20 protein-coding genes are annotated in these 23936 nt (G+C 44.7%); 10 read left to right on the plus strand and 10 right to left on the minus strand.

Features of this window, described 5'->3' with window-relative positions; translation table 11 throughout:
• Window positions 1–127: 127 nt before the first annotated feature.
• Both EI162_RS02250 and EI162_RS02255 read left to right on the plus strand, forming a co-directional pair.
• Window positions 128–742 carry a glutathione S-transferase N-terminal domain-containing protein gene (locus EI162_RS02250; RefSeq protein WP_192522809.1) on the plus strand — a complete coding sequence of 205 codons (615 nt, stop codon included), beginning with the start codon at window positions 128–130 and terminating at the stop codon, window positions 740–742.
• A 137-nt stretch (window positions 743–879) separates the two neighbouring features.
• On the plus strand, window positions 880–1317 hold the full coding sequence (locus EI162_RS02255; protein ID WP_192522810.1) for a ClpXP protease specificity-enhancing factor: 438 nt from the start codon (window positions 880–882) through the stop codon (window positions 1315–1317).
• 105 nt (window positions 1318–1422) lie between these two features.
• On the opposite strand, the gene dcd is transcribed toward EI162_RS02255, so the two are convergent.
• From dcd to EI162_RS02290, 7 genes are all read right to left on the minus strand, one after another.
• The gene (gene dcd / locus EI162_RS02260; protein WP_192522811.1) at window positions 1423–1998 is read right to left on the minus strand and encodes a dCTP deaminase; all 576 of its coding nucleotides are present in this window, start codon (window positions 1996–1998) and stop codon (window positions 1423–1425) included.
• Window positions 1999–2160: 162 nt separating this feature from the next.
• On the minus strand, window positions 2161–3261 hold the full coding sequence (locus EI162_RS02265; protein WP_192522812.1) for a DUF2804 domain-containing protein: 1101 nt from the start codon (window positions 3259–3261) through the stop codon (window positions 2161–2163).
• A 116-nt stretch (window positions 3262–3377) separates the two neighbouring features.
• Window positions 3378–4601 carry an iron-sulfur cluster carrier protein ApbC gene (gene apbC, locus EI162_RS02270; RefSeq protein ID WP_192522813.1) on the minus strand — a complete coding sequence of 408 codons (1224 nt, stop codon included), beginning with the start codon at window positions 4599–4601 and terminating at the stop codon, window positions 3378–3380.
• A gap of 178 nt (window positions 4602–4779) precedes the next feature.
• Window positions 4780–6129, minus strand: a complete 1350-nt coding sequence (gene mgtE / locus EI162_RS02275) for a magnesium transporter (protein WP_192522814.1) — start codon at window positions 6127–6129, stop codon at window positions 4780–4782.
• A 198-nt stretch (window positions 6130–6327) separates the two neighbouring features.
• Window positions 6328–7128: a 3-hydroxybutyrate dehydrogenase gene (locus EI162_RS02280; RefSeq protein ID WP_192522815.1), complete on the minus strand. Its 801-nt coding sequence runs from the start codon at window positions 7126–7128 to the stop codon at window positions 6328–6330.
• 241 nt (window positions 7129–7369) lie between these two features.
• Window positions 7370–7999 (minus strand): 3-oxoacid CoA-transferase subunit B, encoded by a 630-nt coding sequence (locus EI162_RS02285; RefSeq protein WP_192522816.1) that lies wholly within the window; start codon window positions 7997–7999, stop codon window positions 7370–7372.
• A 178-nt stretch (window positions 8000–8177) separates the two neighbouring features.
• A complete protein-coding gene (locus EI162_RS02290) occupies window positions 8178–8891 on the minus strand; it encodes a CoA transferase subunit A (RefSeq protein ID WP_192522817.1) in 714 nt (237 codons plus the stop codon).
• A 318-nt stretch (window positions 8892–9209) separates the two neighbouring features.
• On the opposite strand from EI162_RS02290, the gene EI162_RS02295 reads away from it, so the two are divergent.
• The 6 genes from EI162_RS02295 to EI162_RS02320 all read left to right on the plus strand — a co-directional run bounded on the left by EI162_RS02295 (window position 9210) and on the right by EI162_RS02320 (window position 18076).
• The gene (locus EI162_RS02295) at window positions 9210–10625 is read left to right on the plus strand and encodes a GntP family permease (protein WP_192522818.1); all 1416 of its coding nucleotides are present in this window, start codon (window positions 9210–9212) and stop codon (window positions 10623–10625) included.
• A gap of 411 nt (window positions 10626–11036) precedes the next feature.
• A complete protein-coding gene (gene metG, locus EI162_RS02300) occupies window positions 11037–13127 on the plus strand; it encodes a methionine--tRNA ligase (RefSeq protein ID WP_192522819.1) in 2091 nt (696 codons plus the stop codon).
• 743 nt (window positions 13128–13870) lie between these two features.
• Window positions 13871–14875, plus strand: a complete 1005-nt coding sequence (locus EI162_RS02305) for an ABC transporter substrate-binding protein (protein WP_413038365.1) — start codon at window positions 13871–13873, stop codon at window positions 14873–14875.
• A gap of 106 nt (window positions 14876–14981) precedes the next feature.
• Entirely contained in the window at window positions 14982–16025 is a 1044-nt protein-coding gene (locus EI162_RS02310) for an ABC transporter substrate-binding protein (protein WP_192522820.1), read from the plus strand.
• A gap of 286 nt (window positions 16026–16311) precedes the next feature.
• Window positions 16312–17211 carry an ABC transporter permease gene (locus tag EI162_RS02315; protein WP_192522821.1) on the plus strand — a complete coding sequence of 300 codons (900 nt, stop codon included), beginning with the start codon at window positions 16312–16314 and terminating at the stop codon, window positions 17209–17211.
• Window positions 17212–17281: 70 nt separating this feature from the next.
• Window positions 17282–18076 carry an ABC transporter ATP-binding protein gene (locus EI162_RS02320; protein ID WP_192522822.1) on the plus strand — a complete coding sequence of 265 codons (795 nt, stop codon included), beginning with the start codon at window positions 17282–17284 and terminating at the stop codon, window positions 18074–18076.
• Window positions 18077–18100: 24 nt separating this feature from the next.
• On the opposite strand, the gene EI162_RS02325 is transcribed toward EI162_RS02320, so the two are convergent.
• Together EI162_RS02325 and EI162_RS02330 are read right to left on the minus strand one after the other, a co-directional pair.
• Window positions 18101–18778, minus strand: coding sequence for a response regulator transcription factor (locus tag EI162_RS02325; RefSeq protein WP_192522823.1), 678 nt, complete (start codon window positions 18776–18778; stop codon window positions 18101–18103).
• Window positions 18779–18850: 72 nt separating this feature from the next.
• A complete protein-coding gene (locus tag EI162_RS02330; RefSeq protein ID WP_192522824.1) occupies window positions 18851–21001 on the minus strand; it encodes a PhnD/SsuA/transferrin family substrate-binding protein in 2151 nt (716 codons plus the stop codon).
• A gap of 172 nt (window positions 21002–21173) precedes the next feature.
• On the opposite strand from EI162_RS02330, the gene EI162_RS02335 reads away from it, so the two are divergent.
• Both EI162_RS02335 and EI162_RS02340 read left to right on the plus strand, forming a co-directional pair.
• Window positions 21174–22550 carry a cytochrome c gene (locus EI162_RS02335; RefSeq protein ID WP_192522825.1) on the plus strand — a complete coding sequence of 459 codons (1377 nt, stop codon included), beginning with the start codon at window positions 21174–21176 and terminating at the stop codon, window positions 22548–22550.
• Window positions 22550–23488, plus strand: a complete 939-nt coding sequence (locus EI162_RS02340; RefSeq protein ID WP_192522826.1) for a c-type cytochrome — start codon at window positions 22550–22552, stop codon at window positions 23486–23488. The genes EI162_RS02335 and EI162_RS02340 overlap by 1 nt, the downstream gene beginning before the upstream one ends.
• 147 nt (window positions 23489–23635) lie before the next feature.
• Here EI162_RS02340 and EI162_RS02345 read toward each other — a convergent pair whose 3' ends face one another.
• Window positions 23636–23893: an IS30 family transposase gene (locus EI162_RS02345; protein WP_263972250.1), complete on the minus strand. Its 258-nt coding sequence runs from the start codon at window positions 23891–23893 to the stop codon at window positions 23636–23638.
• Window positions 23894–23936: the final 43 nt, after the last annotated feature.

A 23936-nucleotide genomic window follows, 5' to 3' on the forward strand; every position in this document is an offset into this window, starting at 1 on the left:
ATATAATCAGTTTGACATAAATCATTAGCTGGATAGCAGGCTCATACGCAATGTTTACGTACCTTGCCTTGATAAACAGTGCGACTTTGTTTACGATAACAGCCTTTACTGTTAACACTAGGCTTTCATGATTGATGCGAATGACATTCCAAGTAGTCAGCTAATTTTATACGCTGATGACGGCTACGACAGTCATGTGGTACGCCTATTACTTGAAGAAAAAAAGCTGGCTTATTATTTGTCACGGCTGCACTCTGAGCGTCCCGAAGACTTAACTGAGCTAAACCCTTACCACACCTTACCTGTCTTACAGCAGCGCGAGATTGCACTTTATGAGACCAACGTCATCTTTGAGTACTTAGAGGAGCGTTACCACGCTAACAAATTGCTGCCTGATACACCGCAAGAGCGTGCGCAATTTCGGCAATTGGCTTGGCGTATTCAGCATGATTGGTTGGTGCTGGGCAAGCGCTTATTGATGCATCCAGACAGCTTTAACAAAGCACAAGCGGCCATCGCTAAAAAGCAACTAACCGACTCATTAATTACTTTGTCACCTTTATTTGCTCATAAGCCTTATTTTATGGCAGATGAATTTGGCTGGTGTGACGTGCTTTTAGCCCCCCTATTATGGCGACTTGAGGAAATGGGTATCGAGCTACCACGTGCGATTAGCCGTCCATTGTTTGACTATCAAACGCGAGTCTTTGAGCGTAAAAGCTTTCAAAAAAGTGTGCGTTAATTAGGGCATGTCCTTAATCTGAGCATTAAAGCTTAAATGGGCTAAAAACGACGAAATCTTGCTTATAGATAACAGCTAACGAAGCACTGAAAAATATCTTTAAATTATTACAATTCATTAGTATAGGAAATCATTAGATGAGTGAACCCATATCTATTACCCCAACCCGTCCCTACATGGTGCGCGCGCTATATCAATGGATAGAAGACAATGCGCTTACCCCGTATCTAATGGTTGATGCCACCGCTGAAAACGTACAGATTCCAAGAGAACATGTGCAAGATGGACGTATCGTGCTAAATATCGCCAGCCGTGCGACTGGTAATATGAGTATGGAAAATGATTATATTCACTTTAGTGCGCGTTTTGGCGGGGTATCACAAGAGATTTGGGTACCACTGACTGCGGTAATGGGCATCTATGCCAAAGAAAATTCGCAAGGCATGTTTTTCGATCCAAAAGAGTATGAGGGTTATCAACCAGAAGAAGATTCGACAGTGACTGCTGATAAAAGCCCCACTGCCGCACCTAAGCCTAAACGCGATAACAAAGCGGGTTTAAAGGTTTTAAAATAACAAAATTTACCGCAATAAAAAAGCTGGCCGTATTTAATACGTCCAGCTTTTTTATTGCTAATCTAGCAGGTTTATCGCCTTAGCTGTTCAGTAAAATACAGGGTTTTAAGTTCTAGGCAACGTCACCCCTTTTTGTCCTTGATATTTACCGCCGCGGTCTTTATAACTGGTCTCACAAACATCATCGGCATCACTTTGGAAAAACAGCATTTGTGCCACGCCTTCGCCCGCATAAATACGTGCTGGTAGATTGGTGGTATTACTAAACTCTAAAGTCACATGCCCTTCCCATTCAGGCTCAAGCGGCGTCACGTTGACGATGATACCGCAGCGCGCATAAGTAGATTTGCCAAGGCAAATTGTCAGTACGTCACGTGGAATGCGAAAATACTCCATCGTACGCGCTAAGGCAAATGAGTTTGGCGGAATGATACATTCGTCACCGACGATATCGATAAAGCTTTTCTCATCGAAGTTCTTTGGATCAACGACCACTGAATGCACGTTAGTAAAAACTTTAAACTCAGGGGCACAGCGTACATCATAACCGTAGCTTGAGGTGCCGTAGCTCACCAAACGCTCGCCAGCATCATTAAAGCGCACTTGACCTGGCTCATACGGCTCAATCATGCCATGCTCTTCAGCCATTTTACGAATCCAGCGGTCAGATTTGATAGACATTGTTGTTCCTTAGCAGATATAAAATAGGGGTGATAATTTGAATGATATTTTGATAGTAACGATTATACGGAATTGATGGCGCGATTTATAGACTTAGCCACACTTTAAAATCAATAGGTCAGCTAACTCATTTATTGATTGAAAATGTATCTTGCTCATAAGCTACCATTTGGCAAAATGATCTTCAGCCAGTCCTAATACCTTATCCAATAGAATGACTTCCTCGCCAATACGTATCTCACCGCTATATTCACCAATCCATTGCTCAAAAATACTGGCAATGACACCAAAGTTATCGGTTTTTTTATAAACGCGGATAGGCGTAAACGTTAACTCAATATCGACATGACTCCAGCCTAGGTTTTGATGATAGATACGCCATGTATTCTGCACGGTCGGAACCAAATTTTGACGTGTAAACATAACCGGTGGTAAATAAACTATCTGCCCATCAAGCCAGCAAGCATTTTCACTAGCACCTGTTTCATTGACGCCCATCGCTAGGTTTAGGGCAAAATGCCGTCCATCTGCTAGATAACTATTGATACAGCTCCAAAACCAATTGGTCTCGTGACGCATATAGCCTAGCGTCCAATCCAGATTGGCGATGGTCGTATCGGTAAAGTCTATTTGCTTGGGCTGCGTATTAGGAGCATCCACGTGAAATTGTGAATCGGCTTTGATGGATAGATGACCCGTGACTGCTGTGAGTGGCTCTTTTTGAGTGAACGTCCAGCCACGCCTACCAGTCGGTGTGCAGACTACTAACGGCTGTGCTTGCCGTTGCAGGGTGGCATCGAGAGCAATGTATTGGCTGTCTAATGCTACTTTAATCTGTGAAGGCGTAAAATCCAAAGTCAGTGTAAGATGCTTATGAGCAAACGTCATCTGTCCTTGATAGCAATCACCTTCCAAAACTGTATGACGCGTCAAAGGTTGTAACGCTTCACAAACTTCTAGCTGCTCAGTATCATCATTATAAAGGTAAACAAAGCCACTGGTTGCCAGCTTAATCGTCGCCAATGCCAGACAAATACGATAAGGTGGTTCAATAATTTGAATAAAGCAGAATTGATTGGCTTTTAGGTTTTTGCGCCACTTGGGCAGTGATTTTTGTGAGATAAGATGGCTGTGGTAATCCAGATAATTGATATCTTTCACTTGAGCAAAAACGCCAAAACTAGGCTGACCGTTTTTAATAAGTTGGTCGAGTACAATGGGTTGCAAACCATTCATTACTTGCTCTTTATCATATTGCTTCATCGTTTTAGCATCCTAGCCAAAATTCATTTAAATAGCCACCGATCCTTGGTAGCTAATCATTGGTAGATAACGATATTTTAAAGACTATCATGTCAGTTAAAACTGCTTTCTAATGATCAAAAAATACGCTTATCATCGACAGGCTTGGCAAACTTATTGATATTGGTTTCGATGTTCTTGGCAATGCTGAGATAGTACGGCGCAAATTCATCATCCGCTAAAACGCTCGGCTCACCTTTATCCACTTGCGCACCGATACCACTGGCTAATGGCAGCTGTCCCAATAGCGGTACATGATATTGCTCAGCGATTTTTTCGCCCCCGCCTGTACCAAAGATGGCTTCGGTATGGTTGCAATTACTACAAGTATGCAGCGCCATATTTTCGACCACACCAAGTACCGGAATGTTGGTTTTGTTGAACATTTCGATACCTTTTTGGGCATCCAGTAGCGCAATATGCTGTGGTGTGGTCACAATCACCGCACCTGTGACTGGGATACGCTGTGCCAGTGTCAATTGAATATCACCGGTACCGGGCGGCATATCAATCACCAAATAATCTAGCTGCGGCCAGTTGGTTTGGTTATATAGTTGCATCAAAGCCCCAGTGGCTTTTGGTCCACGCCACGCGACAGGCGTATTATCACCATCCAGCAGACTACCAATCGACAGCATCGCCATACCGTGGGCATTGATAGGAACAAACTGCTCGTTTTCTAGCTCAGGCTTTACACTGGCCACGCCTAGCATCGTTGGCATACTGGGCCCGTAAATATCAGCATCTAGCACACCAACGCGGTTGCCCAGCTTTTGTAATGCCAGAGCGATATTGACGGTCGTGGTTGATTTACCGACACCACCTTTGCCAGATGCGACAACAATAATATGGCGGATACGCGGATGTGAAGTTAGTGATGCTTGGGTCGGTGCAGGCTTCGTAATTGGCGGTTCAGCATTGGTATTGCCATTAGCATTTGCCGACGATTGACTTTGACTGTCCATCGCATTGGTGGTCTTTGGCATCTGTTTTGGTAAGCTCGAGCCTGCGCCTTTTTCTGGAGCAGGCAGACGTACATTCATATGAATGGCTTTGATACCATGCGGGTGTAATAAGTGCCCAAGCTCTTGCTGGATAGTCTCAGGATCACTGTCTTGTGGCAGGCGTAAATCCAAAGTCAACTGGTCACCCGTACGTTCAAGCCCAGTTACCATGGTAGCAATACTGGTCGTACCCACATGATAACCTAACAAAACCCTATCAACGGCGCTATCAAGTGCGGCTTGCTGCTCTGGAGTCTCAGGTTTCGAAGCTGCTCTTTTTTTTATAAAGTTAAACATGGCTACCTCTCTTAATGATTGAGTCTGGCAAGTACAAAGAATACGTTTTCAACTAAGATTTTAACGAAAACACGTATTTTAAATACATTTTAACCAAACGGCTTATATATATACAGTGTAGCTCAATGAGAGGTATAAAAAAACCACACTGTGAGTAGGTCTGAGGCTAAAAATCCTACTAGCCTATCGGTAAAAATTTCGAAGCAATAAATAAGTAAATAAGCACACCCGAAGCATCACTTATCGAAGTTATCAAAGGCGCACTAGCAGTGGCAGGGTCAAAGCCTACTTTATTGAGTATAAACGGTAAGCTCATACCAATCACGCTGCCAATCATAACCACAGACATCATACTCAATGCTAGTACTAGAGAAACTGTTGCATCACCGCGCACATAACCGATAAGGGCAATAGCCACCGCCATCGTCCCACCCAGCAATAAAGCAACCAATGCTTCTCGGCCCAATAGCGAGAACCAGTCACGCATCACTACGTCACCCGTTGCTAGTGCACGCACCATCAAGGTCGCCGACTGCGAACCGGCGTTACCACCACTATCAACCAATAGAGGTAAGAAAAACACCAATACTAAATTGGCGGCAATGACGTCTTCAAAGTTGGCAATACTTAGCCCGGATAGCAAGTTACCAAATACCAAGAACACCAGCCAAAAAACCCGCTTACGATATAGGACGGTAATACTGACATCTTTTAAGCGACCAACCATCGTCGTGACACCGCCTGACTTATGAAAGTCATCGGTCGCTTCATCGCTGGCCACGTCCATCGCATCATCGTGGGTGACGATACCTACCAAGGCATCATCATCGGTAACAGGCAACGCAATCAAGTCATAACGCGCAACCATTTTCGCAACGTCTTCCTGATCGTCGTTCACATCACAAGAGATGACAGAGCTGACCATGATGTCATTAATTAACTGTTCTGGTGATGCTAAAATAAGCACTCTTAATGACACCACACCTAATAGTTTACGGTTGTCGTCAATCACATAGGCATGATAAATAGTCTCGGCATCTGGAGCCTCTAATCGTAGCGCTGCCAGTGCCTCAGCGACATTCATCTCAGCACCTAACGTCGCATAGTCGGAGCTCATTAAAGCCCCAGCAGTACGCTCTGCATACGAAGCCAATCTGCGAATATCTTCACGCTTTGCTTGGGCTAAGGCGGGCAGTAAAACATCGCGTTGGTCTTGACTGAGGCGCTTATATAAATCCGCACGCTCATCCGATGGCATCTCTCCTACTATCTTCGCTAACACTGCTCGCGGAAACACATAGGCCAGTGCAACCTGGATATCGGCGTCTAAATAGGCAAATATCGTCGAGCGATTGGGCAGATGTTCCAATAATTGCCATGCCAATTTAGGCTCAATAAGCGCGATTATATCGGCGATATCGATAGGACGTAGCGTCTGAACATCATTAACGGCTTGCTCAAAATGCTGTTGTTCGATAGCACGGCTTAGTTTCGCTGCAAAACTCAACGCAAGATCTTCATTAGTCATTATGTTACTCCGTGCGCCCGAAACAATGCAGCAAGCGCTCACAAAAAAGAGCCAATACTATTGGCTCAGGTTAATATAAAGCTAAATCCTACTGGATTGGTCTTTTTTTATCAAGCTTTAGGCTTTTTTTAGCTGCTTAATAAACAGTAAACCAATGAAAAGCTTGTTAAAACCATCAAAAACAGGAAAGACGCCGCGCTAATTCATAAACCAGCCGTGACTGGCAACGATAGATTGTCCAGTAAAGACATTACTTGGGAAAGCCGCTAAAAATAAAGCCAGTTGAGCAATATCATCCACGGTGGTAAATTCTTTGTCGACGGTATTGGCTAGCATAATGTCATTAACGACTGATTCTTCACTAATGCCTTTTTCGGCGGCTTGTTGCGGGATTTGTTTTTCGACCAAAGGCGTTTTGACAAAACCTGGACAAACCACATGCGCGCGCACATTATGTTCAGCGCCTTCTTTTGCCAATACGCGGCACAGTCCAAGTAGTCCGTGTTTGGCCGTGACATAGGGCGCTTTATATAGCGACGCTTCATGCGAATGCACCGAACCCATATAGATAACTGTACCGCCCTTATCGCCTTTATACATGTGCTGCACGGCGGCTTTGGTGGTTAAAAAGGCACCATCCAAATGAATAGCGAGCATTTTTTTCCAATCATCAAAAGCCATCTTATCAATCGGATCAATGATTTGAATCCCAGCATTGGAAACGAGAATATCAATACCACCAAAACTATCTACTAGCTTTTGTACACCGTCGTTTACTACCGCCTCAGAGGTGACATCCATGGCAATTGCAAGCGCCCGTCCACCAGCAGCTTCAATAGCATCAACGGTTTGCTGCGCTGCTTCAATATTGATATCGGCAATACCAACGGCTGCCCCTGCTTTAGCATAAGTTTCAGCAATATCGCGGCCGATGCCGCTTGCCGCGCCTGTGACTAAAGCGACCTTACCGGTCAAGTCTTGTTGTAATTGCGTCGCCATGATTTATCCTCTTTATTGTTTTATCGACTAATCGAATAGACATACAAACACTATTATCTGTCAAGCAATCACTATCAAGCGCTATAATCGGTTCAAAATAAAAGCGATACGATTGTAATGAAGTAATTAGCAACGTGTTATCGCTATAAACTTTTCTTGCGTGCTGTTCGCAGGCGTGACAGAGGCGACAAAAACTTATAGCCAATAACACTATATCGGTTTTAAAGTGACTCCACTATAACTATTGAATAATGGTGACTGGCGTTTTTTCTTGCAGCTCGTCAAAGCTCACACCTTCTGCCAACTCAACCAGTTTCAATCCTTTATCAGTGACGTCTAATACTGCAAGCTCGGTGATGATACGATCTACCACGCCCTTACCTGTCAACGGCAACTTACAGTTGGCAAGAATTTTTGGATCGCCGTGTTTGTTGACTTGCTCCATCAATACAATGACGCGCTGCACGCCAGCGACTAAATCCATCGCCCCGCCCATACCTTTGACCATCTTTTTAGGTATCATCCAGTTAGCAAGGTCACCCTGCTCTGAGACTTCCATTGCCCCCAATATGGCCAGATTGACATGACCGCCACGAATCATCGCAAACGACTCTGAGCTACTAAAGTAACTAGAGCCAGCCTCTGCCGTCACGGTTTGTTTGCCCGCATTAATCAAGTCGGCATCGACATTTTCTACCGTTGGAAACTCGCCGATACCTAATAGGCCGTTTTCTGACTGTAACCAGACATCCACATCTTCAGGAATATAGTTTGCTACTAGGGTAGGCAGGCCTATCCCTAAATTTACGTAATAGCCGTCTTGTAGTTCTTGTGCGGCACGCTGTGCCATTTGCTCTCTATTCCATGCCATGGTGATTTCCTTATTATTATAACTACTCCTAAAAATATGATTAGCGGCGTTAAACTCACTTAGTCTACTAAATGTAGCACTTTCACTCGTTTCCCTTGCTACTCAAATTTTTAGGAATAGTATTACGATATTCTATTATTAATTTAACACTTTAAAAATATTTTCTTCAAACCATTAACTAAGCACCTTCAACTGCTTTGGTCGTGGTTTTTTCGATACGCTTTTCAGGGCTGCTATTTAAGACAATACGCTGGACAAAGATACCGGGCAAATGAATCTCATCAGGGTCGAGCATGCCATTCTCTACGATTTCCTCTACTTCGACGATGGTCACTTTGCCAGCCATCGCACAGTCTGGATTGAAGTTACGGGCGGTTTTGTTAAAAATTAAATTGCCCGATTTATCTGCCTTTTTCGCCTTAATCAAGGACACATCAGCACGTAATGAATGCTCAAGCACATAGGTGCGGCCGTCAAAATCACGGGTTTCTTTGCCTTCAGCGACCAGTGTACCAACGCCTGTTGCGGTGTAGAATGCTGGAATGCCCGCGCCGCCTGAACGTAGCTTTTCGGCCAATGTCCCTTGCGGGGTCAGCTCAACGTCTAACTCACCTGCCAAGTATTGACGCTCAAATTCTTTGTTTTCACCGACATAAGAGGAAATCATTTTTTTGATTTGGCGGGTTTGTAATAATAATCCTAAACCAAAGTCATCAACACCGGCGTTATTACTGATACAGGTTAAGTCTTTCACACCACTATCGCGCAGGGCAACGATTAACGATTCTGGGATACCACATAGACCAAAACCACCGATAGCCAGTGTTTGTCCATTACTGACGACACCTTTTAGGGCTTCTTCGGCACTGCTATATACTTTTGATTGACTCATGCTTATCTCCTTGCAAGTCTCATTTTTGTTATTTAAGTTAGGGCATGTTGAATTCATTGCCAGTGATCTAGTCAGCCTTTATCTTTTAATTTTATATTAATACATTCCCTATCGATATATCATATAAAAGATACTTATGCTAACTTAACATATTATTCTCGCAGCGACTAGAGAATAACCATAGGGAAATGGGAGCGGTGCTTAGTGCTTGCGCTACTCGATAATAGCGATATTAATATCGCTTTCGTATTCATTTATTGAGCAGTAGCAGCAAACATTAATTATTCGCGATTTAAAACCGGCCAAGGAGAGGCTCTCATGTTTAGTACATTTGCTATTATCATTACTTTATTACTATTGATGTCCTTCGCTTATCGCGGTTATTCCGTACTGATTTTGGCACCGATTATGGCGATGTTAGCCGTATTTCTGTCAGGCGACTTTTTAAGCAGCATTCCCGCCTATACCGATGTCTTTATGGGCGCATTGAGTGGGTTCTTGCTCAAGTTCTTCCCTATCTTCTTACTAGGGGCGCTATTTGGGCGTTTGATGGCTGACTCTGGCGCGGCGACAGCGATTGCCCGTACCGTGGTCGAAAAACTCGGTGCCAGTAAAGCCATTCTAGCAGTCATCTTAGTCTGTGCCATTTTAACCTACGGCGGCGTGTCGTTATTTGTCGTCGCGTTTGCCATTTACCCCATCGCCAAAGATTTGTTTAAAGCGGCTGATATTCCTAAACGCTTGATACCAGCAGCGATTGCCTTGGGCTCATTTACCTTTACCATGACCGCGTTGCCAGGCACACCCGCCATTCAAAATGCGATTCCGATTCCTTATTACAATACCAACGTCTTTGCCGCGCCTATTTTGGGTATTATTGGCGGTACGGTTATGTTTATCGGTGGTTGGTTATGGTTACAGTCACGCGCCAAAAAAGCCAACGCCGCAGGTGAAGGTTACGGTCAGCACGATGAAGGCGATGTGGGCGGCGTTGGGGCAATCAAAAAAGAATCTGAGACGCTCAGTACGCATCACACCTCATTTACCGTCGCTATGATTCCGCTGGTATTGGTCATCGGTTTAAACGCCTTACTGACTTACGCTGTCTTTCCATCAATGGATTTTAGCGGCTTACAAACTCAGTTTCCTGACCTAAATATCGCCGGCTCGCTTGGTCTGTGGTCGATTATCATTTCACTGGTCGTGGCTTGTGTGGTGTTAATCGTACTACGTATTGGTCATTGGAATAATCTACAAAAAACCATCAACCGTGGTACTTATGACTCTATGCTACCGATTTTCAATACGGCATCAGAAGTAGGTTATGGTGCAGTGATCGCCTCATTGGCAGGCTTTCTTCTTATTCGTGACAGTATTTTGAATCTCAATCCTGACAATCCGCTTATCTCAGAAGCCGTCGCGATGACCACGCTGGCGGGTATTACTGGCTCATCGTCTGGTGGTTTGAGTATCGCCCTGTCAACCTTGGGTGAAGACTATCTAAGAATGGCGGTAAATGCAGGTATCGATCCAGAGCTAATGCACCGAGTCGCCGTCATGGCAGCTGGCGGTTTAGATACTCTGCCGCACAGTGGCGCGGTCATTACCTTATTGGCGATTTGTGGTTTGACTCATAAGCAGTCTTATCTAAACGTGGCCATGGTCACCATGGTGATTCCACTGGTCGCCGTGGCGACGGTCATCACTTTAGGCACGATGTTTGGGTCATTTTAATTTGATTGCATCAGTCAAAAATGTAGCGGGTTAAATCTAGGGCTATAAATGCTAAAAATGCATCTCTTTTGTTTTGAACTGACGATACAAAAACCCACTGAGTGATTGCTTGGTGGGTTTTTTCATGGCTTTTTTATGATAAATAAACTTACCTAGAATCTATGACTTACGGCTAACAATTCAATGACAATCTATATGCGATATAGAGGTCATTAGCGGATTAATTACTGAGGAATGTCACAAATTTAGCCGAATTACGGTATCATAGGCACACTTTTTGAATTTTTGCTTTTTTTAGAAGTTTTTAGACCTTTTTAGCATTGATAATTTAATATTAATAATATCGCGTCTGCTGGTCGTAAATGGCTTACGACGTTTGATAACCAACCCGTTTATATAAAAATATAGGTGATGAAAGTGCGTGAGATTCTAGTAACCAGTGCGCTGCCCTACGCCAATGGCTATATCCATTTGGGGCATCTTGTAGAATATATTCAGACCGACATTTGGGCACGAGCGATGAAAGCGCAAGGCCATCAGGTCACTTATGTCTGCGCAGATGATGCACACGGTACGGCTATCATGCTCAAGGCAGAAGCCAATGGTGTGACGCCAGAGGAACAGATTGCCTCGGTCAAAGCTTCACATGAAGCGGATTTTGATAAATTTTTGATAAATTTTGATAATTATCACACCACCCATTCAGAAGAAAACCAGCATTTCTCTGAGCTGATTTATCGTCGTCTAAATAACGCTGGGCATATCAGTACTAAAGACGTTGAACAGTTATTTGACCCTGAAAAGCAATTGTTTTTGGCCGATCGTTTTGTCAAAGGCACTTGCCCTGAATGTGATGCACCAGACCAATATGGTGATAACTGTGAGGTCTGCGGCACGACCTACGACGCAACTGACCTTAAAGAGCCGCACTCAACGTTATCTGATGCCACACCAGTACTTAAAACCTCTAAGCACTATTTCTTTGACTTGCCTGGATTTGAGCAATTCTTAAAGGATTGGACCCGTAGTGACAACCGCCTACAAGTATCGGTCGCCAACAAGTTACAGGAATGGTTTGATGCTGGGCTGACCAGCTGGGATATTTCTCGTGATGCGCCCTACTTTGGTTTTCAAATTCCAGATACGCCAAGCGATGAGCCAGACAAATATTTTTATGTGTGGTTAGACGCGCCAGTCGGCTATATGGCCAGCTTTAAAAACCTATGCGATAAACGCGCAGGTACTGAAAACGCGCTCGATTTTGACCGTTATTGGGCACAAGAAAACGAGCATAAAACCGAGGTTTATCACTTCATTGGTAAAGACATCGTTTATTTTCATGCGCTATTTTGGCCAGCGATGCTTGCTGGTAGTGAGTTCCGTACGCCAACGGGCGTCTTTGCGCATGGCTTTTTGATGGTCAACGGCGAAAAAATGAGTAAGTCACGCGGCACCTTTATCAAGGCTGAGACTTACGCTAAGCATTTACACCCTGAATACTTACGTTATTATTTTGCCAGTAAACTGTCTGACAAAGTCGAAGATATCAACCTTGATTTAGAAGACTTTATGCAAAAGGTCAACTCTGACTTGGTCGGCAAAGTGGTCAATATCGCCAGTCGTAGTGCTGGGTTCTTGGTGAAAAAATATGATGGCATGCTCACAGAAGTGTGTGCAGAGCCGCGCTTGTTAGAAGATATTACTAAAACGGGCGATGAAATTGCGGTGGCTTATGAAAACCGTGAGTTCTCGCGTGCTATGCGTCTAATCATGCAGTGTGCCGATAAAGCCAATGAATATATCGATGAAAAGAAACCGTGGTCACTGACCAAGCAAGAAGGCACCGAACAAGAAGTTCAGGACGTCTGCTCGGTCGCGATTAATATCTTCCGTCAATTGATGGTGTATCTAGCGCCTGTATTGCCTGAGCTGACCGCTAATGCCAAAGAATTTTTAAACGTCGATGACTTAAGCTTCGCCAGTCGTAATGAGTGGTTGCTGGGCCATAAAATCAATAAGTTCAAACCACTGATGCAGCGTATCGAAGAAAAAGACATCGCGGCCATGGTTGAAGATTCAAAAGCCTCATTGGCGCAAGCAGATGCATCTGCTGATACAACTTCTCAGGTGATAGAAACTGACGCCAGTACAGAGCAAGCCGACTATCAAGTCGATTATATTGGTATCGAAGACTTCGCCAAGGTGGAAATGAAAGTCGCACACGTCTTAGAGTGTAATTACGTCGAAGGTGCAGATAAACTGTTGCAATTCACCTTAGACGTGGGTGAAGACAAGCCGCGTAATGTATTTAGCGGTATCCGTAAGTTTTATGAGCCTGAACAGCTGACCGGTAAAAAGGTTATTTGCGTCACCAACCTTGCACCGCGTAAGATGAAATTTGGTGTCTCAGAAGGCATGGTACTCTCAACTGGTAATCCAAAAACCCAATTGACGGTGGTTACTTTGCCTGATAGTTGCGTGATTGGCGATGTCCTTGCTTAAGAGACATTTGATGAGCTGGCTTAACTAGTGTGGCTAATCTATTAAATATAGGGGAATGATATTGGTATTGCTTAGGTTGTTAGCAGATATCCTCCTTTATTTAACATTAGGCTTGCTAGTTTATTGGTATTTTACCGAAGACATAACCGCACTATTTAGCGCTATTGCTAGTGGCATTATCAGTGCTTTGTTGTTTATCATTACCTCAGATATCAGACAATCGCGGCGTAATCGAAATGCTGATGTTATATGGGATTGGTGGTTCTATGCTGATATTTTAGAAATACCTTTTTATTTCATTGGCTGGCTGTTTAAAAGATTATGGCGTATTTTTGATTAGCAAACTAATAACAGATTAAATAGTAAAAAAGATGTCCTAGTGGCATCTTTTTTATTGTGTAAAATTTATTAATAATTGATATCAAAAACATTTTACCAAAATAATTTATTCAACAAAAATTTATTTAAACTCCCCTTCATAAAAACAATGACAAACGCGTTTTAACAGTATCGCGCAGAAACCCCCTACCTCTAAGGCTATATCTAGTTCATTTTCTTATTGCCATAAGTTACATTACTGTCATAATATAGATGTAATGATCAATGGATTGATTACTTTGATGTTAGCCCGTTATCTCAGCATGCACATAACAGTGATTCGGGTAACCTGCACTTTCTAACCTATGAGCCAGAATAAAATGACCTTTGCTACTACTTTACGCTTCAGCCTACTTGGTGCTGCTATGAGCGCCACGCTTGGATTAATTGGCTGCTCAAATTCGACCGATACTGCCACAACGGATGAAAACTCTACCGTGGATTCTGATAAGCCCGCCAAAACAATCGCCATCACCCAAATCGTCGAACACCCTTCGCTCGATGAGATGCGCCGCGGTATTATTGATGAGTTAGCAGATAATGGCTATGTCAAAGACCAAAATCTAACGGTTAATTTCCAAAGCGCCCAAGGTAACACAGCGACCGCAGGACAGATTGCGAAGCAGTTTGCAGGTGACAACCCCGATGCCATCGTAGCAATTTCGACGCCATCTGCTCAATCTATCGTGGCGTCAACTAAGACGGTTCCGGTTATTTATACCGCCATTTCAGATCCTGTCGCGGCAAAGCTCATCGATGAAAATAATACGCCTATTCAAGCCAATGTGACAGGACTGTCTAGTGTATTGCCTATCGAGCCACAATTAGACAATATTCTAAAAATCGTGCCTCATGCAAAAACCATCGGCTACGTTTATAGCCCAGGTGAAGTCAACTCTGTTGTGGTACTTAATCAACTTAAAAAAGCCGCACCTGCACTTGGGCTTAAGATATTGGATGTAACAGCCAACCGTCCAACGGATGTAGCCATGGCGACTCGTAGCCTTGCTGGTCGCGTCGATGTCATTTACACCTCGTTAGATAACAACGTCGTATCCGGATTTGAAGCGATGGCTGGCGCTGCCAACGAGCTTGATATTCCCATCATTGCCTCAGACGAGTTTAGCGTGAGACGCGGTGCCACTGCGGCGCTTGGTGTCAATGATTATGACTTTGGTCGTACCACAGGCAAAATGGTTTATCGCGTATTAAATGACGAGGCGGTCAATACCATCAAGCCCGAAGTGATGAACACCTTAACCCTATATGTAAGCCCGAAACACGCGGCTAAACAAGGAGTTAGCTTGACCGACGACTTGTTAAAGAATGCCATCAATGTCGATAACAAAGCGCAAAATGCGACTAAATAACGTTGAGCTCTTTATATTTTAGCCCTGTATATACATAGTTTGCTTTACCTTTTATCTATTTATTAAATAATGTACGGACACATTATTATTTTCAGGAGTGAGACCCATGTTGTATCAAAACCGTTTTGGTCATTTCAGTTTTAGTAAAGCACTAATGTTAGGTGGCGTTTGCACGGCTGTCTTGGCGGGTTGTAATCAGTCAGCACAAGATACCAGCAACGCTGATACCGCTGCAACAGGTGGCGATGCTACAACAGCGATGAAGACCGTTGCTATTACCGCGATCGTTGAGCATCCAGCACTAGATGATGTACGTAAAGGCGTCATCGAAGAGCTAAACGAGGCAGGCTTTAAAAACGGTGAAAACTTAACCGTTAACTTCCAAAGCGCACAGGGTAACACCGCGACTGCAGGCCAGATTGCCAAGCAATTCGTCGCCGACAATTCAGACGTCATCGTGGCGATTGGTACACCATCAGCGCAGTCTGTTGCTGCGGCGACCAGCAGTATTCCTTTAGTGTTTTCCGCAGTGACTGATCCAGTAGCAGCCAAACTGGTGACCAAACTAGATGGTTCTGGTACCAATGTCACTGGTGGTTCTGATGCGCTTCCTTATGAGCCACAGATTGAACTGATGCGTCAAATCATTCCAAGTCTCAAAAGTATCGGTTACGTTTATAGCCCAGGCGAAGTCAATTCAACGATCGTTCTAAAAGCGCTGAAAGAAAATTTGACCCCACTTGGTATCAAGGTGCATGAAGCGCCTGCCCAGCGTAGTACGGATATTGCGATGGCCGCACGTAGCCTAGAAGGTAGGGTCGATATGATCTATACCTCAACCGATAATAACGTGGTTTCCGCCTACGAGTCACTGTACCAAGTCGCTAAAGAAAGTAAAATCCCACTCATTGCCTCAGATACCAGCTCAGTTGAGCGCGGTGCAGTCGCTGCATTGGGTGTGAACTATTATAATCTTGGTCGCGAAACGGGCAAAATCGTGGTACGTATTCTAAATGGTGAAGAAGCAGGTGCTATCCCTGTCTATACCCCGCAAATGCTCGATCTATATGTCAGCCCAAAACATGCCAAAGAACAAGGCATTACTTTGCCACAAGCTGTTATCGATAAAGCAAAAGAAGTGGTAGAATAACGGTCGCTTCTTATATCTTATCAGTACAAACAACACCCAGCTATTAGTCAGTAGGCTGGGCTTGTTTTTAAAGGCTATAAAATAAAGCTTTAAATAGCGATACTTACTGTCCCTTCATTGTGATGATAAGTTTTGCTTTACCCTAACCGCAGATTGCTTAATCTGTTAAATCCACTGCTTAGCCGTTTAGTGGCTAGATGATCTTGGCAATGACTTAACTTTTATTGTCACTCACCTATTCCTAGTAGCATTCGCTAGACGCTTGGTTATGACTTACTGATCTCTTATGTCTTTAATTGCTTTTTTTGGTGCGCTTGAAAGTGGTCTAATTTATGGCCTAGTTGCACTCGGTGTGCTTATCTCATTTCGTACACTCGACTTCCCTGATTTGACCGCTGACGGTAGCTTTCCATTAGGTGGTGCGGTCGCGGGTATCTCTATCGTCGCGGGTATCAACCCATGGTTGGCTTGTGCTTTTGGCATGTTAGCAGGATCAGTGGCTGGTATCGTCACGGCATGGCTGCACGTCAAGCTTGGTATTTTGCAACTGCTCGCCAGTATCTTGGTGATGGTGGCATTATACTCTGTCAACCTCCGTATCATGGGTGCGCCAAACTTACCGCTACTGGGTGAAACTACAGTATTCAGCTCATTGGTGACTGATGGAAATGGCTTCTGGATGCGCTGCGTTATCATTGGTGTGGTCGTGCTGTTTGCTAAGCTATTTTTAGATTGGTTTTATAGTACCGAAACCGGCTTATCCATGCGGGCAACGGGTTCGAATTTACGCATGGCGCAAGCACAAGGCATTAATACCTCGTGGATGACCATCATCGGTATGGCCGTCTCTAACGGTTTGATTGCCTTAGCAGGCGCCCTATTTGTACAGACCCAAGGCGGCGCAGATATTTCTATCGGTATCGGTACGATTGTCATTGGTCTGGCAGCGGTCATCATCGGTGAAACCATCATTCCTGCCAAGCGTATTTGGTTGATTACCTTTGCGGTCATTGTTGGTGCGGTATTGTATAAGCTATTTATTCAGGTTGCGCTATCGAGCGATACGCTACGTAGTATTGGCTTTGGCCCACAAGACTTAAACTTGATTACAGCACTACTTGTGGTATTGGCATTGGTATTACCAAAAGCGAAAACCAAGTTTTTATCTCGTAGAGTTCGCGCCTAGCTTGTAGAGGCTATTTTAAAGAGCTTATCTTAAAGATACCGTCTTAAAAAGATAATAAGGAATAACGATTATGATGCAAGCCACCGATTTACGCTTGACCTTTAACCCAAGCACGCCGATCGAAAACCCTGCTTTACGCGGCATTAGTTTAAACATTGCTAATGGTGAGTTTGTCACCGTCATTGGTACCAATGGCGCCGGTAAATCGACTTTCTTAAATGCGGTCAGCGGCACCACACGTGTCGATAGTGGCTCAATCTTATTAAATGGCAATGATGTCACCAAAAAAACTGCCCATCAACGCGCCCATTGGGTCGCTCGGGTATTCCAAGACCCAATGGCTGGAACGTGCGAAGCGCTAACGATTGAAGAAAACATGGCATTGGCCTATAAACGCGGTGGTAAGCGTGGTCTTAAATTTGCTCTAAACCCCAATAATCGTGACCTGTTCCGAGAAAAGTTGTCGGTACTAAAATTGGGACTAGAGAATCGTTTGACCGACCGTATGGGGCTATTATCTGGTGGTCAGCGTCAAGCAGTTAGTCTGCTGATGGCATCGCTGCAACCGTCTAAAATCCTGTTACTGGATGAGCATACTGCCGCGCTAGACCCTAAAACTGCCGCTTTCGTTTTAGAACTGACCGACAAGATTGTGACCGACAATCAGCTCACCACTATGATGGTCACCCACTCGATGCAGCAAGCATTGGCGCATGGCACGCGTACCGTGATGCTGCACCAAGGACAAGTCGTGTTAGATGTCGCTGGTGATACTCGTAAAGGAATGACCGTGCATGATTTACTCGATATGTTCGAGCAAACGCGCGGTGAAAAAGTCGAAGACGATAGCTTGATATTAAGCTAATGTGTAGATGTAAATGCATTAAAACTAAACCCCAAGCAACACCAGTTTTTGAATCAGCTCACTCACATGCTGTGATTGCATTTTTTTCATAACTTGTGAGCGATGCACTTCCACCGTGCGCACGGACACCTCTAGATGATCGGCGATGACTTTGTTGATATTACCTTGTAGCAACTCATGTGCCACTTGCCGCTCTTTATCGGTCAGCTGTGCGTAGAGCTTGCTTATGCCGTATAGCTTAGCCCGCTCGATGGTCAACGCTTGGGCGCGAGTAATCGCTTGTTGTAGACGGTGGCTATTGATGGGCTTTTCTAAGTAATCTGCCGCGCCTTGTTTGAGCATCATAACCGCATCAGAAATCTCTCCATTGCCGGTTAAAGCAATCAGCGCCATCGGACTATTATGAGTGTTTAAATGAGCGTGTAGCGCCTGCCCGCTCATCTCAGGCATCATCAAATCACTGATAACCACTGCTGGACTATAAATATCCACCTGCTGCAAAAAATCTACGGCACTCGGCCATACTTGTGTGACAAAGCCTAAACTGCTCAGTAGAAATTCACAAGATAGGCGTACGCTTTCTTCGTCGTCGATGATATGAATAATCAGGGATTCAGAGGCAGTATTCTGTGAACTATCCGATAAATTATTGAGGTTAACTTGCCAGCATGAATGCTCGTTTGGCACATTAGAAGAAGTCATACACTACCTTATTACTAAATAAATTCGCTAAGTTTATTGCGGTTTGTCATTGCGGTTTGTCATTGCGGTTTGTCATTGCGGTTTGCCATTGGTCTTTGCTACATATAACGGTAGATAAAAAGATACTTGTGCGCCTGTCGAGTTTGACGGCTGATACAAGGTATTGCTCTGCACCAGCTGGATTTTGCCGTTTAAGCTACGTTTGCATCGCTGTTGATGACTGCCGTCTACCATCTGAATGGTATCAAGCTCATGCTGTACATTGACATTACTAAGCTGCATCATACCGCCAAGCGATTTGCACAAACGCTGACATATCATCAAACCCAGTCCTAGGCCATCTGCTTTGGTCGACTTGGTGGCATATGAATGGAGTGATTTTTGCGGTGAGCGCCGCGCCTCTAGCTGAGCGGCCTCAAAGCCACCAGCATCATCACTAATATGCAATACCAACCACTGCTTGCCAGCATACGCCTCTGCTTGGCAGCGTAGCATGATATGGGTTGCGCCTTGCTGCTGTGCATTGGTCACAGTGTTAATCAATAATTGGTCTAGCAGTAACTTGGGTAAGGTTAAATACTGATAGTCACTTGCCAGCCAAAAGCTAATACCTGACGCTTTTTCGCCCAATAACAACACACATTGCTGATAAGTCGCAGCAATATCGACATTGACCTCACTCGCCTGCGACCGACCCGCCCAATGACGGATATTACCAATGACCGCCGCGACGCGCTCAGTTTCCGTTACAATCTGCTGAAGCGCATTTTCTGTGGTGGTATCGCTGTCTGGCTCTGTATTCTCATTTGACCTCACTTTATTTAAGCGGGCTTGTTGGCTACGAATCAATAAGCCTTGGGCATAATTCTGAATGGTCGCCAGTGGCTGATTGATTTCATGAGCAATTGAACCACTCATCTCACCGATGACAGCAAAGCGTTCCGACTGCCGCAGTTGTTGGTCATAGTCACGAATCAGCTGGTTCTGTGTCAGTATTTTTTGTCGACGACGCCACGCCAGCCAGCTCATCCAACCATAATTAATCGTGGATATCATGACAATAAAGACAATCATGCCCATCCATAAACGATGCGACTGTATCCAGTCTATAATATGGGAGCTGAGCTGCTTTTGTGCAGGATGGCGATTCATCTCATATAAGATACGCTCAGCATCGATACTAGACTCTGGTGGTAGCCAGCGCTGTCTTAAGCGCGCTTGGTCGCTACTTGAGGCTCCTGCACCAAACAAATTCTGATTGATTTGATGTACCAGCGTAGCAGGTGCTTGCTCTGTCGCTGCCAATGTCCAATTGGGATATATCTTCGTTGAAGACTGGCAATTTGACGTGGTGGCGACGGGATGAATCAAGCGGTATTGTTTTTTATTAATTTTGCCTTGCCGCGCCATCTCTTCCATCAAACACAGCGGCGCTATCGCAGCACTCACCTCGCCACTTGCCAAAGCATCCAATGTACGCTCTACCGGATAACCAACAAACTGCGTTTGATAGCGATTGGGCGCTATACCGTTTTGTTGTAATAAATGTGCCACCAACAGATAACCACCAAATGCATCGGCATCAACGGCGGCAATACGCCGTTGATGCAAATCTTGCAAACGATGAATATCACTGTCAGCGGCCACCCATAATGCGCTAGCGACCTCTTCCATGGCGCTAGGTTCTTGCATCTGATTGAGCGCATCCAGTTTATTTAACTCATTTAGCTCATTGACTAGATCAACGGTAGTAGATGATGGGCTTAGCATTTTTTGAGTATTAAAACCGATAACATCTGTATCGCTAGTATTGTTCAAATTAGCAGGCGTGTTGTTCGTCTGCAACGTTGCCAGCCAGCGCCACCTTGTGGTATTCATTTTTATAAACTGTACTTGCGGGCCAAGCACCAACGCAAACTGCTGCGCCTTAATCTGCTGTTGCCAATTCTCCAGTGCCAAAGGTACCAATACAACCGTGTCATCTGCCAGTTGACGATTCAGTTGGTCGAGCCAAGGTTGCCATACCTGTTGCGTGACCGCCTCACCTTGCGGCGCCAGTACGCCTAAGTAATAGGTCTCTGCTTGCGCTATGGATAGTGACCCGCCAAACCAAATAGTAAGCACCAGAAAAGCGCGGCATGTAGCAGCGATACTCATCAATGCTCCACTCTTACTGTTTTTGCGCATAAACACTGTCTGTCGTTTATCCTGCCAATTTTGCATGGTCAATAAAAGCCTTAACAATAATGTGGTTTTCCACAATACCCAAATGTTACGCATTACCTTATACTAAATAACAGTAGTGTAACTTTTAATTCGCTGGGCTCAAATCATTGATGCCAACTATATCATTTGACCCTGAGCTTAGAATACGTATCTTATGGAGGGCGGGCCCATGAAAAAGTGGCCAGTAATTATAATAATAGCAGCCATTATTGGGCTGATAATCGCGTTTGTCATTGGGCAATTATTGCCCAACATGCGCACTAGCAATAGCGATATCGACGTCAATATCACTGACCCTGCTCTAATCAAGCAAGGCGAGTATATCGCACGTACCGCTGACTGTGGCGCTTGCCACACCACGCTCGATGGCGATACCTATGCTGGTGGCCTGCCTATGCTGACCCCTCTTGGTGCGGTTTACTCCACCAACATCACCCCTGATAAAGCCACTGGTATTGGTAATTATACCTTTAATGACTTTAAAAATGCGGTAAAACACGGCGTCGCGCCAGGTAATAAAGCGCTATATCCTGCCATGCCGTACCCGTCTTACCAAATCATGCCTGACGAAGATATGGCCGCGATGTATGCCTTCTTTATGTCAGATGTCAAAGCCGTCAACCAGTCTAATCTAAAGAGCGAGCTACCACCAATAGCAAACTGGCGCTGGCCATTGGCTTATTGGCAAGTCCTATTTGACCGTAAGCGCGACTTTGTCCCTGAAACCGATGACGCACTATTGGCTCGTGGTCAATACTTAATCGAAGGCCCAGGGCATTGCGGCTCTTGTCACACCGAACGTGGCATTGGTTTCCAAGAAATTGCCTTAAGTAATGCAGATTCTGATGAATATTTAAGCGGTGCAGTCATCGATGGCTGGCGTGCAAAAAGTATCCGCGGTGAGCATCGTGGTTTAGGTACTTGGACAGTCTCTGAGCTAAATGACTTCTTTAAAACAGGTCGTACTGATACCACTGCTGCCTTTGGCGCAATGGCTGAAGTCGTCGAGCACAGCACCCAATATATGACGGACAATGACGTAAATGCCATGTCATCATATCTAAAAACACTGACTCCTGCACCCAACAAAGAAGTTACTCTGCCTGCTAAAGAAGACACCACTACTGAAAAACTATTGGCCGGTAATTATGACTCACGTGGTGCGCTACTCTATACCGAATACTGTACCGTCTGTCACCGTGCCGATGGTAAAGGGGTTCCTCGCATCTTCCCAGCACTCGATGGCAACAGCGCGGTTTACTCTAAAAATGCCGATTCTGTATTACAAATCACGCTAGGTGGTGGTCGTATGCCTGAAACGCCACATGACCGTATGGCTTTCACCATGCCAGAGTTTACCAACCTTGCCGATGCTGATGTAGCAGAAGTGGTCAACTATGTGCGTAACAGCTGGACCAACCAAGCCCCTGAAATCGATGTGGCTGATGTAGTAAAAATGCGCGCATTCCTCGCCAAAAAACCCAAAACAGGTACCGATATCGCTCCAGATTTAAGCGTTGATGCCACAGCACAAGGAGAAAAATAATGAATAAGTACTCCCATAAAGGGCTTAACCTTTCTCATACTCCACTTGTTGCCGTACTGACTGCTACCGTGCTCGCCATTGGGATTAGCGGCTGCTCTAAGCAGCCAGAACCTGTCGAACGTAATGCAACTGAGTTTGATCTGGTCACCACAGACGATGCCAACGAAGATATCGGCACGTATATCTTGCCACAAGATACTTCTATTTTAGATGAGCCAAATGCTGACAGCATCTTGTATGGTAAGCGCCTGCTAAACGAAACCAAACGTTTACTACCAGACAACGTTGGGGCGAGCATGAACTGTAATAGTTGTCACATCGCCCAAGGTAAAATCCCTCTTGGCGATCCGTACATCAACAGCTTTAATAGTTATCCAAAATTCATGCCACGTTCTGGCAAAGAGCTGGACCTCACCGCCCGTATCAATGGCTGCTTCCAGCGCTCAATGAACGGCACGGTACTCGAACGCGAATCCCCTGAAATGATTGCCATGTTGGACTACATGGAATGGTTGTCACAGAAAACCCCTAAAGCGCAAAAGGTGGATATTAATAATGCCGGTAAAGTCGACGAGTCATTAGTCGGTGACACAATACGCGGCGAAAAAATCTACGAAGCCCAGTGCGCGACTTGTCATGGTGACAATGGCGAAGGTATCAAAGACAGCCGTGGTGATATCATCTTCCCACCACTATGGGGTGAAGAGTCCTTTAACATCGGTGCTGGCATGGCACGTACTTATAAGGCGGCCGCTTTTGTCAAATACAATATGCCGATGGGCATCCAAACTCAAGGGCTGTGGGGTCATGGTAACGTACTAAGTGATCAAGATGCTGTCGATGTGTCTGAGTTCTTTACTCATCAACCACGTCCAGACTTTGCAGGCAAGGTACATGACTTCCCTTCTGGCAAAAAACCCAAAGATGTGCGCTATTGATACCTAAATCTTGCCATCCATTGGCAATGGATATAATCGCCCGCTTTTTTAATCATTAGCAATCCTTAGCAAAATGATAAACCTTCAAGAAAAGTAATTTTTCTTGAAGGTTTTTTTGTTACCTAGATTAACACACCAAGTGCAACGCTAAGTAATGGAATAAAACACCTGGTTTGGCGTTTTAAACCCCAATCGTTTTCTTGGTCTGTTGTTTAACCTGTCTTCAATATTTTGAACCTCATCATCAGATACTTGTCTAAAGTCACATCCTTTAGGCAAGTACTCTCTAATCAAGCCATTGGTATTTTCATTTGTTCCTCGTTGCCATGAGGCATAAGCATCAGCAAAGTAGAACCCACTATAGAGTCTTTGCTTAATGGCTTTATGATCCGCTGTAGTGGTCAACTAATTTAGGACACCTGATAAGAGGTTTTGATTAAAGTAACGT

Origin of the sequence: Psychrobacter sp. FME6, assembly GCF_014861365.1 — a bacterium.
In the GTDB taxonomy this organism is placed as follows: domain Bacteria; phylum Pseudomonadota; class Gammaproteobacteria; order Pseudomonadales; family Moraxellaceae; genus Psychrobacter.

Excerpts from the sequence above, each read along its gene's own strand:
- EI162_RS02250 (WP_192522809.1), top strand. The coding sequence starts at position 128 with ATGATTGATGCGAATGACATTCCAAGTAGTCAGCTAATTTTATACGCT.
- EI162_RS02255 (WP_192522810.1), top strand. The coding sequence starts at position 880 with ATGAGTGAACCCATATCTATTACCCCAACCCGTCCCTACATGGTGCGC.
- dcd (WP_192522811.1), bottom strand. The coding sequence starts at position 1,998 with ATGTCTATCAAATCTGACCGCTGGATTCGTAAAATGGCTGAAGAGCAT.
- EI162_RS02265 (WP_192522812.1), bottom strand. The coding sequence starts at position 3,261 with ATGAAGCAATATGATAAAGAGCAAGTAATGAATGGTTTGCAACCCATT.
- apbC (WP_192522813.1), bottom strand. The coding sequence starts at position 4,601 with ATGTTTAACTTTATAAAAAAAAGAGCAGCTTCGAAACCTGAGACTCCA.
- mgtE (WP_192522814.1), bottom strand. The coding sequence starts at position 6,129 with ATGACTAATGAAGATCTTGCGTTGAGTTTTGCAGCGAAACTAAGCCGT.
- EI162_RS02280 (WP_192522815.1), bottom strand. The coding sequence starts at position 7,128 with ATGGCGACGCAATTACAACAAGACTTGACCGGTAAGGTCGCTTTAGTC.
- EI162_RS02285 (WP_192522816.1), bottom strand. The coding sequence starts at position 7,999 with ATGGCATGGAATAGAGAGCAAATGGCACAGCGTGCCGCACAAGAACTA.
- EI162_RS02290 (WP_192522817.1), bottom strand. The coding sequence starts at position 8,891 with ATGAGTCAATCAAAAGTATATAGCAGTGCCGAAGAAGCCCTAAAAGGT.
- EI162_RS02295 (WP_192522818.1), top strand. The coding sequence starts at position 9,210 with ATGTTTAGTACATTTGCTATTATCATTACTTTATTACTATTGATGTCC.
- metG (WP_192522819.1), top strand. The coding sequence starts at position 11,037 with ATGAAAGTGCGTGAGATTCTAGTAACCAGTGCGCTGCCCTACGCCAAT.
- EI162_RS02305 (WP_413038365.1), top strand. The coding sequence starts at position 13,871 with ATGAGCGCCACGCTTGGATTAATTGGCTGCTCAAATTCGACCGATACT.
- EI162_RS02310 (WP_192522820.1), top strand. The coding sequence starts at position 14,982 with ATGTTGTATCAAAACCGTTTTGGTCATTTCAGTTTTAGTAAAGCACTA.
- EI162_RS02315 (WP_192522821.1), top strand. The coding sequence starts at position 16,312 with ATGTCTTTAATTGCTTTTTTTGGTGCGCTTGAAAGTGGTCTAATTTAT.
- EI162_RS02320 (WP_192522822.1), top strand. The coding sequence starts at position 17,282 with ATGATGCAAGCCACCGATTTACGCTTGACCTTTAACCCAAGCACGCCG.
- EI162_RS02325 (WP_192522823.1), bottom strand. The coding sequence starts at position 18,778 with ATGACTTCTTCTAATGTGCCAAACGAGCATTCATGCTGGCAAGTTAAC.
- EI162_RS02330 (WP_192522824.1), bottom strand. The coding sequence starts at position 21,001 with ATGCAAAATTGGCAGGATAAACGACAGACAGTGTTTATGCGCAAAAAC.
- EI162_RS02335 (WP_192522825.1), top strand. The coding sequence starts at position 21,174 with ATGAAAAAGTGGCCAGTAATTATAATAATAGCAGCCATTATTGGGCTG.
- EI162_RS02340 (WP_192522826.1), top strand. The coding sequence starts at position 22,550 with ATGAATAAGTACTCCCATAAAGGGCTTAACCTTTCTCATACTCCACTT.